The sequence below is a fragment of the Pseudidiomarina salinarum genome, from assembly GCF_000753715.1.
Lineage (GTDB): Bacteria > Pseudomonadota > Gammaproteobacteria > Enterobacterales > Alteromonadaceae > Pseudidiomarina > Pseudidiomarina salinarum.
In genome coordinates this window covers 17,526-31,527 of record NZ_JPER01000003.1, presented here as the reverse complement: position 1 = coordinate 31,527, position 14,002 = coordinate 17,526, and the positions used below count along the sequence as shown (strand labels likewise).

10 protein-coding genes are annotated in these 14,002 nt (G+C 43.2%); 5 read left to right on the top strand and 5 right to left on the bottom strand.

Annotated elements, in window-relative coordinates; all coding sequences use genetic code 11:
* Window positions 1–184 precede the first annotated feature (184 nt).
* From IDSA_RS06360 to IDSA_RS06350, 3 genes are read left to right on the top strand one after another with little or no spacing between them, the layout of a single operon-like run.
* A complete protein-coding gene (locus IDSA_RS06360; RefSeq protein ID WP_034775305.1) occupies window positions 185–712 on the top strand; it encodes a hypothetical protein in 528 nt (175 codons plus the stop codon).
* Window positions 709–2,121, top strand: coding sequence for a site-specific integrase (locus tag IDSA_RS06355; RefSeq protein ID WP_034775303.1), 1,413 nt, complete (start codon window positions 709–711; stop codon window positions 2,119–2,121). Before IDSA_RS06360 ends, IDSA_RS06355 begins: the two co-directional genes overlap by 4 nt.
* Window positions 2,122–2,133: 12 nt before the next feature.
* Window positions 2,134–5,193 carry a site-specific integrase gene (locus IDSA_RS06350; protein ID WP_034775302.1) on the top strand — a complete coding sequence of 1,020 codons (3,060 nt, stop codon included), beginning with the start codon at window positions 2,134–2,136 and terminating at the stop codon, window positions 5,191–5,193.
* Here the strand turns inward: IDSA_RS06350 and IDSA_RS06345 are convergent.
* Window positions 5,180–6,739 (bottom strand): hypothetical protein, encoded by a 1,560-nt coding sequence (locus IDSA_RS06345; RefSeq protein WP_034775301.1) that lies wholly within the window; start codon window positions 6,737–6,739, stop codon window positions 5,180–5,182. The two genes, IDSA_RS06350 and IDSA_RS06345, sit on opposite strands and share 14 nt — an antisense overlap.
* Window positions 6,740–7,137: 398 nt before the next feature.
* Between IDSA_RS06345 and IDSA_RS06340 the strand changes: the two genes are divergently transcribed.
* Together IDSA_RS06340 and IDSA_RS06335 are read left to right on the top strand one after the other, a co-directional pair.
* Window positions 7,138–8,331, top strand: a complete 1,194-nt coding sequence (locus IDSA_RS06340; protein WP_034775298.1) for a hypothetical protein — start codon at window positions 7,138–7,140, stop codon at window positions 8,329–8,331.
* Between the two features lie 185 nt (window positions 8,332–8,516).
* Window positions 8,517–9,818 (top strand): DUF3644 domain-containing protein, encoded by a 1,302-nt coding sequence (locus IDSA_RS06335; protein ID WP_034775297.1) that lies wholly within the window; start codon window positions 8,517–8,519, stop codon window positions 9,816–9,818.
* Window positions 9,819–10,083: 265 nt separating this feature from the next.
* Here IDSA_RS06335 and IDSA_RS06330 read toward each other — a convergent pair whose 3' ends face one another.
* The 4 genes from IDSA_RS06330 to IDSA_RS06315 form a co-directional block, all read right to left on the bottom strand.
* Window positions 10,084–11,514, bottom strand: a complete 1,431-nt coding sequence (locus tag IDSA_RS06330; protein WP_034775296.1) for a restriction endonuclease — start codon at window positions 11,512–11,514, stop codon at window positions 10,084–10,086.
* A gap of 239 nt (window positions 11,515–11,753) precedes the next feature.
* Window positions 11,754–12,194, bottom strand: a complete 441-nt coding sequence (locus IDSA_RS06325; protein ID WP_126760552.1) for a hypothetical protein — start codon at window positions 12,192–12,194, stop codon at window positions 11,754–11,756.
* Window positions 12,195–12,379: 185 nt separating this feature from the next.
* Window positions 12,380–12,952, bottom strand: coding sequence for an HNH endonuclease (locus IDSA_RS06320; RefSeq protein ID WP_034775295.1), 573 nt, complete (start codon window positions 12,950–12,952; stop codon window positions 12,380–12,382).
* Between the two features lie 259 nt (window positions 12,953–13,211).
* Window positions 13,212–13,916 (bottom strand): hypothetical protein, encoded by a 705-nt coding sequence (locus IDSA_RS06315; RefSeq protein WP_034775294.1) that lies wholly within the window; start codon window positions 13,914–13,916, stop codon window positions 13,212–13,214.
* Between the last annotated feature and the right edge of the window lie 86 nt (window positions 13,917–14,002).

Genomic DNA, 14,002 nt, shown 5'->3' with positions numbered 1-14,002 from the left:
TATATCACATTCAAATTGGTTGCTTTTTATCCAGAAATAGCAACCTCCACAAACAAAAAACAATAACAACATTTATAAAAGCACAGCAAATTCATGTGTTTAAAATTAATTTCATCGATTCCGAGAATTTTTTTGAGCAAATCGTATACGTTAGCCCTGAATTCAGGATGAAAGGGTAATCGGAATGGACAAAACAAGTATTCGTCGTGTACCTATTGCTAGAGTTGCAATACATCGGGACGCAAAAACTGCTTTCAGGTTTACGCAGGGGCTAAAACCTCAATGTGACATTTCATTGCTCAAACCATGTCGCACCGGCACTTGGTCTACGTCTGTACCACAAGCTATTAAAATCGATAAATTTTATCACGTTTTCAGTGCGTGGCACGGTTTGCTTTATGCCGGAGCCATCGAGCAACAGATATCGGTGATTATTGAACAAGAACTGGAATCTTACCAAATAACACATGAGGCCTGGCGATGCGCAATAGGTGCTCTGGCGTTCCAGTCGGACAAAGCTGAGCATCCAGCTTACCTGGCTGAGCTGGCTAAAATCTGTCCGTTGGTAAATTCCGCAAGTTTTCTTACTCGTCGTTTTGAAACACCGCGAGCGTTCAGTTATTCATTTGCTTCGATCGACCCAAAGTCAGTGGATACGCAACTCTCAAAGTTGCTTACATCTCGCCTGCAACCGCTGGAGGGTAACCAATGATCCTTCCAGAGCACAAGCGCCTGAAACCCAATTCCAGCCGTTATAGTAAGTTACACGAGATTAAACGCAGTAAACTGGCATCCAGTTCGAAAGATCGGCTCTCCATGGCAACTCTATTGGAGCTGGTCAGGTATTGCGATAAACATAGGCGTAAAAGTAACTGGTTTGCCAATCTCGCATTACTGTCGTTAGTGACCGGCTATTCATTCACAAAACTATTGAGCAATGAACACCGAATTGAGCGTACAGGACTTGGGGTCGCAAAGTTCTATAGCAGTTGGAATATAGCGCAAACGCCGGAACTAGCTCTATCTGCGCTAACCCTTGTATCGATTGAGCGAGATGGTCATGTCGTTGTACCAGAGTGGCTCGCAGAGCCCGTTATGAAAATGCGCGAAGAAGGTATTACGGCTGACGACTGCACGAAGAAGTTTAAATTTTTCTTAACCAATGTTAAGCCAAACACCGAGGAGCACGTAACGCCGGCCAGGCTAGCGAATGTGTTGGGTTACCAAAAACATCAATTTGGTCTTAGCTCTTTTGAATTGTCATTCATCATGAATGAATCAAAAGACACTTACAGTCAAAACTCATATATCGCGTTTCATGCGCTGCCGCTACTCGAGAGACATGTGGCATTTATGGAGCAATACATCGACGTTACTGATGTGCGCAATTATCTCGCGTCAAATGTACCTAAAGACCTTCGATTTGGCTCACCCCGGGTGCTTACTCGTGATTCGGTGATTGCACTGTTTGATTACTTACGCAGCAAACTGAAGTCGGCACTGCAATTTCGCTATGATTATGCCGCGATCCACAACTGCTACACAGATTATGTCATCAATCTGCTTCAGCTAGCTACGTTACACCGCCCACATGCCAACATCTTTCGGACCCTTGAATTCTTCGACTTCAACGCAAATACCGTTGAAATTTTGGACAAAGATTTGGGGTCGAACCGACTGATTCCACTTTGCGACTATGCGCTGAGAGAGCTTAAGCAGTATCTCAAATACCTCAGGTCCCTTGAGCGTCTTGTCCGATTTGACAGTCCATCCGTTGCAGACTCCCTACGGAAGACCCTTAAGGGAAAAGAAAACCTTTTCAGAGAGTGGCGTGGCGATGTCTTACTCGATGATTTTCAGTCGTTAACCAACGTATATCAGCGAGATAAAACCTATGGCTCTAACTGGCACAGACACTTCATGATGACATTACTTTTCGACAGAGGTGTGGACCGATATGCAATCAATATTTATTCAGGTCATCAACTCAAACATGAGCACATCTACGAACGCAGCAAAAGCACTGAGTTTGACCAGTTAAGAGAGGTCAGCAAGGTGATTGAGGGCATCATTATGGAGATGAACCTTTTTCGGCCAACCAATATGCATGAGTATTTTTAAAGGAGTCGATTTATGACAACTGTTATCACACGGATCGGTGAATTGATTCAAAAATTTGCTGACAACTCCGCGCTATCGAAGGCTTCTGTGCAAGCAACCATCGTGTACGAAATTCTGTATTTGCTTGAACAAGAAAACTTCTTCCCCAAGGATTTACTCGAACAACTACGGAAGCAATGCTCTCACCGTATTACGAACACAAAGACCGCCCGAGTATTGTTTGATGCGCTCCATTTAAAATTGACAGGTCGAACCTACTATAAAAAGAAGAAGGTTAGGAGCCCCATTAATCCAGTCGCAGAAAAATGGTATCGCAGAATTTCAGGGGCTGAGGCGAGAATTTTTGAATATGTGACTCACAGCGATACCATAACCCAAGAAGACCGTCTCGCAATCTTCCTATTCAGTGCCGCAGCAAATGGCGGTTTGTGCCACGCTCCTGGTTTAAATTCGTTATTAAGAACAGTCATTGAGAAAGCAATTGACGACTCACAGGCAGTCCTAACCCAGGCAGGAGCGGAGCGCTATTTTCGTCTAAAATATTCCGCCTCTGGGCATCCCGTCAATATCAAAAATGACGATGAGCGATACAGTACAAATGTTTTCTACCCCCCACCCCAGACAACTGCTGCGCTTATTGGATTGCTACGTAACAGCCACACAAAAAATTATAAAACAGACAATGCGACGGCTCGAATTAAGGACTTCCTTGCTGAGATTCTGAACGACCGGGAACTTAAAAAAATCACCAACCAACGTCTCACCGACGCGCTATCACTGCTCTTCTTCCGGCGAGAAGGTGGGCGAGTTCCAGTATTCATTCAACATTATGCTGCCGGCCGCGCAAATAACGCATCGACGTTCGATGAATGCCTGCTATCTCTGAATACACGTCATTGCCTAACAAAACGTACGAGGCCAGTCACTAAGAAAGACGGGAAGATCCTAAATAAGCGTGATTTGCAAACAACCTCGGATGCTTTGCTTTATGAAATAGCCGATATTTATAAGCGTTTCGTAGGGCGCGACGATGAAAGCGCACTTATCGAAAATGCTCTCATACAACTGCGAGACCAGAGCCAATTTAGTGCCAAAGCGGCGAAGCCTATGCTCAGTTGGTTTATTTGGAAGTTTCAAGCTGGCAAATGGACATGCGGGGCTTCTGGCAAGCGCACGTTAAGCTGTTTGGGGAAGGTTTGGCTATATTTAACCGAAAACATTGGAGCGGAGGGATTGGAAGGATTAGATCAAACAGACTGCTCATTACTTTATACAAAATTGCGTGCTTTTGAGTCTGGCGCGGATTCAACATTCCCATCAACCCTCAGGCATTTTTGGCTGTATATGCATAATCACTTGGGCTTCGAAATTCCTGAACAACTAGCTGACTTTGTAAGTGGTACCAAATTTGTTCGTTGTGCAATTCCGAGTAGCCATCAGATAAGACAACTGCTGATTGACGTGCCTGACGCCTATAGTCACAGTACTCAACATGTTATCGAAACTGTAACCGCAATGACTTTGTTGATGGCCCGTCTTGGCTTACGCCCCGATGAAGCCATAAATCTTGAAGTGTCAGATATTGACTTGAGAGGAGATGGCCTAGTTTTTATCAGACCCAATGAGCATTTCAATCTTAAAACATATAGTGCACAGCGCACACTGCCACTTATGCTATTTCTGATGCCCGACGAGGAAGAGTTCATGCGATATTACTGCCGGCGTCGGCAGTTAGAAACAACGGAAAGAACAAATGCGCTGTTATTTTCAGAGTATGAGCTCGCTGACACATTCATCAGTTATGACACTCTCAGCGCAAACATTACTCGCTTGCTGAGCGACTACTTGAATGTACATACTAATACCTATCAACTACGCCATTACGCGCTGACTACATGCCAATTAATTTGCTGTGCCAGCAGTGAGCGTGCTCAACAACTAACTGGATACTCAGCTGAGCAAATAGAGGCTATTCGGAGCTACTTTAACGGCGCTAATCATGACGATGTTCTATCCGAGATAGCAGAGTTTGCAGGTCATCTAAATACCGAAACATCGACCAGTACATACTTTCACCTGACTGATCTGTTGCGTTTTGAGGCCGCAATGAGCGGATCTGAGAAGTACGACGTTTCATTTATAACAAAGCTAACATCGCTCCAAGGAGGAAGATTGCGACGGCTAACTCAGAAAAATGGTGCCACTGGAATGCTCGATAATAAATCGTTAATGGCAGTACTAGACGACGTATTCAAAACCGAACGCACGCATTGGGTTAAATGCCTTCGCCCTCAAAATAGTCCGACAAAGAGCAAGGTACCAACGTTCAACACAAACACAAAACGCAGCGCAGAGTACGTTGAAAAAATCCTGCACATGCACGACCACGGAGTTTCCAACAATGAGCTCGCTGACGTTTACAATCTGGACATATGTTGGATTAATGAGGTTATCCAAGCCGCTTATTTCTATCGTGATGCCCCTAGGTTTCAGACAGGAGAGAATAAGCCCCGCCTCTACTCTGAGAAGGCATCAAGTGGTCTTACAATCGCTATGCCCGCTACAAATATTCAGAAATTGGAATCCGTTGATATTTTACAACGATTAAAAGAACTCCAAGGTGTCACGTCCAATCGAGCCGCCAAAGCGGCAAACATTATTTTAGAGAAAACGACGAATAATAGGACGTATATACGACTAGACTCCAGAGCCGAACTACGAAAAATCACAAGAGGATTAGATGGTGTAGTATTGCCGGATCGCTGGCTACTCAAAATTAACGTAAAACAGAGAAAAGAACCCGAAGACTCGGAAAAACTCAACTATTGGCGAACAGCATTGCCAGCAGGAGCCACCATCAAAATAATTAAAAGCAAGGACGCTAACGAGTCGCGCTACGGTAAAGCTCATCTGTCATATCGTGATTCGACTCTCAGTGAGAAAAGAACGGCATTTTTGAAAACAAGAGGTGTCGAGGATGGCAGCTCCAGAGCTATGCTCTCAGCGTTACATAAATACATGATTTTCATCCGAGCTGAGGAGGCGTATTTAAAGCTCCTTAAGTCCTCTTAAATATCTCAAACGCCATTCGGATCGCCTCTTCTGAATCATCGAAGCCGCGATGCCAACGCACCGGAATGGCGTTATGGTTTGCCCATGAGGTAAGCTGTTTAAAATCACGCCACTTATTGTTTTTTGCACACGCGCTGGCGAATTCATTCACCAGCAAGTAACTCTCTTTGCCGATCCGGTGCTTTGATAACTCAAATGCACGCTTGTAATGTTCATATGCGGCGTCGTGTTCATCACTTCTGCTGAAACGAGTCGCCAATAGCCACTCGACTAACCAACGCAGCTCATCATCAAAACCATTTTCAACCACCAGAGCCTGGTAGTTTTCTAACTCAGAAGCTGTAAGGTCACGACGCTTCTGAAGCTCAATTCCCAGCACACATAGCTTTAAAAATGTCAGCTGAGAATTGTCTGGAGCGTATCGTTTTTGCCGAATTGCCATTGAAATGAAAAACGGATCAAATTGGGTAAGCAATTTCTTGGCGTCTGTAATTGATAGCCGTTCTTCTGTCTGAAAACATTCCATTGTTTGCATAACCTGCGAATCACGTTTGAGCTTCGCCGAGTAGTTGCTCCAGAAGGCACTCGCTTCATCATGCCAAACACGACGCACATGCTCTTCATTCTTAAAGACCACATTAGCAAGTCGGGCTTCAATATCAATTTTGACTTTCTGGTGGAACTTTGTGCGTCGACGATTCTGAGCTCTCACTTGTTGAGTCAGTTTTTTCGCGTAACCAATGCCATAAGCGTCCGTGATCCGACGAAATATATCGGTACTCATTCGTGCAAAGAACAACACAACTCTAAAACTGTTAATAAGTTCTGCGGTCAGTTCTCGCTGGTATTTTTTATTTCTGCAGTCTGCAAGCATTTCAACTGACGTATTCAAATTGTTCTGAAGTCCACTCCAACTTGGAAGTTGATCAGTATGAAACCAATTTGACGCATTCTCGGAATTCTGAGCTCCACGAGGGTCAATACCATCCGGATTATGGAAGCGGGTCTGAGTGGTACTTACCTGCTCATACACCCAACGCCAAGCTCTTTCCAAAGGAGTTACGACACGCTCGCCAAAATGAGGAAGCCACCAATCATTGTTCGTGGGGTAGTCCAGCCCCTCTTTATCTAAGCTGAACATTAGCGAGTATTTTTGGGCTGATTTAATAAACAAGTCCGGTAACCAACAATCCAACATCCACTTTACGGTGGCTTCTTTTGATAGGTAGGTACCCTCTTGCTTCAATGTATTCTGATAAACACCATGTATATCTGCGAGCGTTTGGATACTTACCCCAAGAACCTTGGGTTTCTGAACCGCCTCCAGCAGTAAGTAAGAAAAGTCGCTGATTAACTCCGATATCGATTTATCGAGGTCGCCTTCGCCTTTAGCAAGTCGAGCCAATTTCGTTTGAATGCTTTTTTTCAGTCTCTCGTCAGTTAGCTTCTCCGACTGCCCGTGCTTCTGGGCTAGCAAGCCCGATACATCGAAAAGAAACTTAAATGCCTCGCCAAGAGAGGGAAAGTTAGTGCTCGGTGCCGCCATACAACGTCTCAAATCCGTTTGCTTATAAGCTAAAATCTATAATCGTTGACAAGACAGTGGAGTGCAACTGCACTCCACTGCCTTTTTTACAGAATGTGGCAATCACTTGCCTTTTGCATTTCCGCGATTCTTACCTGAGGGTCCACGACCGACTTTAGCAGGCCAGTTCCCGCCTGGTCCCGGGTGAGTAGATGGACCGCGACCGCCTGATTTCCCATTGCTTTTAGCCATATTATTTCTCCTTGGAATTTAAATTTTGAAAGCCAGCGATTGAGCTTAAAGCCCAATCAACTGGTAAGGTAAAGATAGTGAAACTGGGGAATCCGGTCATTGGGCTTTTTGGCGACGTTAATTTAATAACTTGAGTTAAGCTGTCTAATAATGCAAAGGAGATAGCAATGACACCTAAAGATTTAGAGCCAATCATTCTTAGCGAACAGGTTGGCGTCTGGGCATATGTGGATCCCGATTCAGAGTCCTCCGTTATCGTCATAAAAGCTGCAAGTACTGCTGCTAAATCGATAAGTAGAGGAGCGGCCGTTAAGCTCTACTTAGGTGTTGCCGGTAGCAGTAAGTTGTTTTTAGGTGGCGGCTTAAAAATCTATGACACTCATGATAACCCCCTGTTGATCCCAATCTTTGCAAGAACAGAATCTGAAGTCATTGGCTGGCGAAATATTGTGAACGCAGACAGTTTTCGAGTGGTCGTCATGGATGAGTTTGATGCTCCAGTTCTTCGCGGGACTGGATGCTTGAATAGAGTGAGTCACACGCTACCCAAAGTATTGGCGACCGCGTCCTGGATGTCGAATGTACAGGAACTAGCTCCATTTATCGAAGCAATCTGCAATGCAATTGACCCAGGTTATACGCACCCTAGTTCAATGCCAGCCCACGTCCATGATTTAGAATTACAACTTGAGCTGAAACAGACGTTGATTATCTCCGCTTCTGAAAGCGGCACATTTCAGTATGATTTGAATGACATGGATGAAGGGACAACCCAAGAGAAGCATCTTCATCAACACCTCCATCTGAGTTTTGGTGATAACGTATTTCTATCGCCCCAAATTGAAAGAGGAAAAAAGATAAGAGAGCTTACCGATGTACTTGTCGTATCGAAAGAATCAACTCTATTTTTTGAATCGAAAGCGCTTTGCTTAAATGACTCAAAGGATGAGTCCGATTATGAACGGCGAGTAGGGAAAGTTATTAGCCACGCCAAGAAAGCAGTAGGTCAGCTGGAAGGAGCAGTAAAGAGCTACCGCAAGACAGAATATAAAGTAATGAACAGTATCGGCGTTGAACTACCCCGTTCAGATTCACCTAATCAAACTGCTATTGTGGTTATCTCAGAGTTTGTGCCGCATGAAAGCTGGGAGTCTATTCTTGAACTCATTCGCCACGCCTATCTGAAGTCTGATGTTCGAATCGTTGTAATAGATCTTGCTGAATTAATGCGACTGCTGAAAATCAGCAGCTACCGCAAAAGGAATTTAGGCTTTCTGTTAAATCAACTGTTTATCGCAAGCTTAGAGGGCGACACTTTAAACATACGCAGTGAGGATTCATCCCTGCCTTTTTCAATTTGAATTCAGGAAATAAATATCTCCGGCCCCTTTCTCAAAGAGCTCGACGTGAGTTTATAATTTGAGGCTTTTGCCAGGACGATCTAATCATTTGGCTGCTAAGCAATTATTAAGTACTCTGAATAAAATCCAAGCTTGGGTTATAGACTGCCGAGCAATCAGAGAAATATAAGACAACAAGGAATAGTATGTCAGCCAACGAACGCCAAAAAAAGTTCTTTGAGTTTCTCAAACAACAAGAAACAAAAGGTCAGCCCTTTACGAAAGACGATGTATTGAAGGCTACTGGATGGAAAGCAGCGACGTTTCAGTCATACCTTGCAAAAGGCCAACTATCTGATTTTGTAAGTAAAACCGACAACAATAAATTAGAGGCATCCAATACACTAAACATCACGTTTAAGCAGTTTGAGAAGAAGCTTTCGCAAAGTAAACATGTTCAATCTTTAGGACATAATTGTAAGTCCAAGCTAGCTAAAGCGTTACTTCGCAAGTCGAGGGACAACATGCTTCTCGCACTTGAACTATACAATCGACCATCACTAGAGAACAAAATAGATGGCTTTGTTATGCTTTTTTGCGCTGCATGGGAGCAGCTACTTAAAGCTATACTCATCGAGCGGGACGGTGAACAAACGATTTACCGGAAGTCGAAAACAAAACAGAAAGATACGATCTCTTTGCGGGACGGACTGGATAGAGTCTTCCCAGCTCCAAGTAAAGTAAAAGATAATGTTCTAAAAATTACTGACCTCAGAGACAATGCAGTTCATTTGTTGATTCCTGAAATCCAGGGGATCGCGTCACGGATATTCCAGTCGGGGGTGTTCAACTATTCCTCGAAATTTGAAGAGTTTTGTGAGGTACCTTTTATCAACACAGCAAATGTCGGCATGCTTAGCTTAGTTGGAGAGTTTCGAACGCCACCGCTACCGATGATGAAAACAATTTATGGCTCAGCAGCAAAAGATATGCTCGATCTTGCCAACGATTTAGCTAAATCCATAGAAGACTCCGACGACGTTGCCTTCGCAATACCATTGAATGTAACACTCCAATTTGCTTCTAAAGACGAGGCCGGAACGCAAATAGTACTAGTCAAAGCAGAAGATGGAGTGCCGGGTCTTCAGCGGGCTCTGACCATAGAAAAGTCTGTTGATGCTGAAAAAACGCACCCATACCGGCAAACTGATGTAATAAAAGCCATAAATGAGCGCCTTGAAGAACATTACAGTGATGAGCAAAGAGCTGAGTTTCTTGTATCGAAAAAGAACGGTCAGCCAACTTTTAATCCCAACTGTTTCCAATCTGTGGCCCATAAGCTTAAATGGAAGAATGGTAATAATAAATTTCATCATTTTCTTGCCAAGGCCAATACCCACTTATACTCGGAAGCAGCGATTAATACGATTATTGAAAAGATAACGTCAATTCAGGGGTACCTGAGAAAGTGTAAAAACGATTACGGTTCTCGAAATAATAAAAAATAATTTTGGGTGAGCGGGCTTTCTTATTATTTTGAGAGGAGAGAAAAGTGGGATACCTTCGGCTTAGACCTTTTATTGTTTAAAAGTGCTATCTTTCAATCACTGGCTAAGCAACTCGTGTTTCGTTGCATTGAGGTGGTTTCCAATCCAATGAGTCATCATACAAAGATTGTAGGGTGTCACCGAGTAACTACGACCGTCGCTATTCTAAATAGGCCGTGTCTAGAAAAGCTGACTCAGAATAGACTTGAGCAATTTGCTAGCTCACTTATTCGTAATATACCAAATGACGGTAGCGCGCTAAAATATCGGGGTGCTTACGCAACCTGTCCTCTACATCAAATGCGTTCCACCAAACAATAGCATTTTGTTCCCTACGTTCCTTCTGCCGCTCTAACATTTCCGTTAGATCTCGAGTAATCTGTGTGTTAACCACCAGCATGTATCCGTCAGGTCGATAGTCAAATATAGCGTTAGCAATATCAACATCAGACTTACCAACTGATGTTTTCTTAGATGTGTTCAAGTTCGTTTTACACTGAACAATCATTTTTCCTATCTGTACAGAGCCAACATCCTTAGATATCTGATGTTCGTTATGTAGCATGTTGTATTCGCAGATTAAATCACGGCCATTGTCACCCTGATTAGTTGGCGCCACTTTCTTAACTGAAAAAACCCAAGCTTCACGATTTAGAAGCTCAAGAATTAAATCTTCGAATTCTGCGCTCGAATTCCGGTCCGCTATATTCCAAACAAATTGTCGATCGCCGAACAATAGAGATATTTCTCGTTGCTGCCTTTCCCTTATAAGTTCTTTCTCTATTGCTACAGCCTCTGCTCCACAATTTGAGTACTTCATGATTACGTGTTCATCACTAATAAAAACAAGCAGATTCTCTTGGGGAACAACTTCAACTGTTGATTTATCGCCTAGCTTCTGTAAGACATTGATTGAAAAATCATAGTCGCTGAAAGGTATTGTATTACGAATATCGTTATGAATTTCTATAGATGATTCAACCCCCTCCAGATCATTAAAACCCTCACTTTTCTTACAGGCAAACCCTTTCAATAATGTTGCAATATGTGGACTCTTAAATATCGAGAATGCAGCTGAAAAACTCCTGAAGTAAAACCAATCTGGATTTACACGCAAGTTTGCTACATATGACTCGTCTTTACCAATCGCCTCTACAATGCTATCAACCCAGACTTTTAGCTCGGGAGAATCGGAGGAGAAATCGACTGGCTCATAATCATTAGCACCTAGAATATCGCCCTGGTACATATGAAACATGTACAGATCAAATAATATATTGAAGAAGCAATCTAGGTCATTTTCGCTATTTTTACGAAGTTTTTCGTTAAGAGGCTGAGCGGGAAACCAATACATTCCATACAACTCATCATCAATACCACTAAACTCATTATGTTCTCCTAAAAACCGAAACGAACTAGTTCCATTGGCTTTAATAATAGTAGTGAGAACTGTTGGAAGTATATCGTGCAAATCAGTTACTTCCTCTACTCTATACTTCCGTAGGTAGAAATATGGAAGCATACGATCGTCGTCTATATCAATAAGCAACACATTCCATTCAGGACAGCAATCTAAGCCGATTTTAATACTGCCACTATCAAGCTTGTTGGTACTGTAACCAATCGATTCAACTCTTTCTAAGAATTTTTTTAACATAATAACTTTTTCGTAGCTCTTGATTGGCTTAACACCCGAAGCGGCGGAAAATTATACTGCGCCCGAGTTTATAGTTGATTTTCGAAACTAATTGGTGAACCTAGTCAGAATTAATGGTCGCAATAGATTGGCCACTTCACTCTGGCTGATTTGCAAACACTTAGGTTAACGATTCCATATATAAAAAGATTAGCGCAGCTAAGCTATGAAAGCGAAACAGCAACCAAGAGCCTGCCGCATCAACTTCCATTGCCATTTAACGACAGCCAGCCCAACTGTCTTTCCAGCTCGTCTCTAACGTTAGTTCTAACTTTAGCTGGAGCTTTACGCACATACTCTTCTGCCAAAGCTCTTTGTTCAGGAGGAAGGTTATTTAGGTGCTCTACTATATCATTAACTTCTGGGAGCTTATCGCGAGTCGAACGGAACCCACACTTTAGGTTCGTCCATACGACACCATCCAACCCTTTATTTCTCGCCCATGTAGATATTTCTTCCACACATCTTCCCTGTGATACCCCTGAAGTAGACTCCCAATATCCTATTGAGTATTTTATATTCTTCTCAGGTATTCTTTCTCGCTCAGCTAATTCAGCCTTAGCCGCTTCCATGGTAGTTGCACTTAATATAGCCCATAGCGAAGGTGACTTTTTAGATTTATCAACCAGCACTAATGTCATTCGACCGTTAGCAGATTCGCGAGCAAACTCTATCGGAAGCTCAGGTCCATCGTCGTTCCATCCGGAAGCGATTGGTAAAGAGTCGGGGTTCCAGATTAAAGACCCCCACCCTAAGCACGCTATTCTCATAGTAAGTCCTCAATTTGCATAGGTTAGCAATTACCAGCATACAGTCTGTTGTCTTGTTATAGCTTTTTATATTCAATGGCTATTGCTTTATTTATATCTGCTGCAAGCACTTGGGCCCGCCGCATGGTACTTTGAACTAATTCCCAGTTAGCCCAATGCTCATCCCATATCTCTTTACCAACAACGGACTCAAAGTCGATTTTTGTTGGCTCGAGCCATGCCTCGTATTTTTGCAGATTCTGAATGCGTTCATGAAGGTCAGTTACCCCCCTACTTTTTGGAGATAACTTTGCAGAACTCATAATCCACATATGCCAGGGTTTATTGCCTTTAGATTGATTACACTTGCCACACGCAGGAACAAGATTATGAATCTCTGAAATGTAACCTGTCGGCTTTTTGTTTTGAACTAGTGGCCGCAAATGATCCCATTCCGATGCTCTATCCCCACAATAAGCACATTGAAACTTATCATGGTCCATGCCCAGAATATCCAACGCCTCTTTGACTTGATTATTTGTCGGAACAATTACCGGGATTATTGAGTTTATAAACGAGTTTGTAATGGTCGACGATCTTCCCGTTATTTTCATCGGGGTTGGCATTCTGAATAGTGATAAATAATCCATAGTTTTCTTATCCTATAACACTAATTCTCAGAAGCAGTTTCACGTTCACACTTGAGAAGAATTTAATCCTTTGAAAGCGATATTGTCCATCTCGCGTTTTTCTTACTGCTTGGCAACCTCCACGTCAATTTAACGATAGACTACCACCAGAGAAAGCCGAGAAATTAACTAAAAAATGGGTCCAGGGTTTATTGACCATTTGCTGATTCCCCGAATATCTCATGAATTTAAATAATTTCCGTAGCCATTCTACTTACTGTCACCTATGACTCTCACCGAGCTGAACTACGAGGACCTCACCCTTGATTCCCAGTTCTTCGAGCAGACTGTGCATCACACTCGTAGAATACACTTTTCCATGAGTACAACTGCAGATAGCAGTTACTATGTCCCTTATTCCTTTGCCACTGGCAGAAAGGATCGCTTTCAGCTCCGCATCGGTCCAAGTCGAAGTAGAAGATCTGGAGGACGATGCGGCGAATACATCCGCGTGCCAAATACAGGATGAGCCGAAAGTCGGGAATAATGGATTAGCACCATACGGCTCCTCGGAATAGAACATTTCCCAAATTGCATAGTCGCTTAAGTGGTGCTGCCGTTGGAGTTGATCATCAAAATGGGAACTTAATGTTTTCTTTTGAAGAGAGTCCCAATAGTTAATGTGAGTGCTAAAACGAGGCCATTTGGCTTCAAAAAGACCAATCTTAAATTGATTATTGTTTCGGAAGATGATGCATCCATCAGTGCCAGTACTCCGCTCCACTTTAGGAGATAATGTCTGGGAGTGCGCAGCTATCTCAGGAATATTTCGGCTATTAATCTCGCGCCGAAAGGCGGACGTAAAGTTTGAAGTGTAATCATTCTCTGTTACGATAAAACCTTTGATAAGGTCGGCTCGAACCAAGCGATCTGCCCATTCCGCGCAGTCAGCAATTTGAGTTATTATATGAATAGGTGCGAGCACGAATTATCTCCTTGTGGGATAACAGTCCATGCACGCAGATGCCGGCTTACGCTTGCTCGCCGACTACCCCCTCTATGACGTTGCTC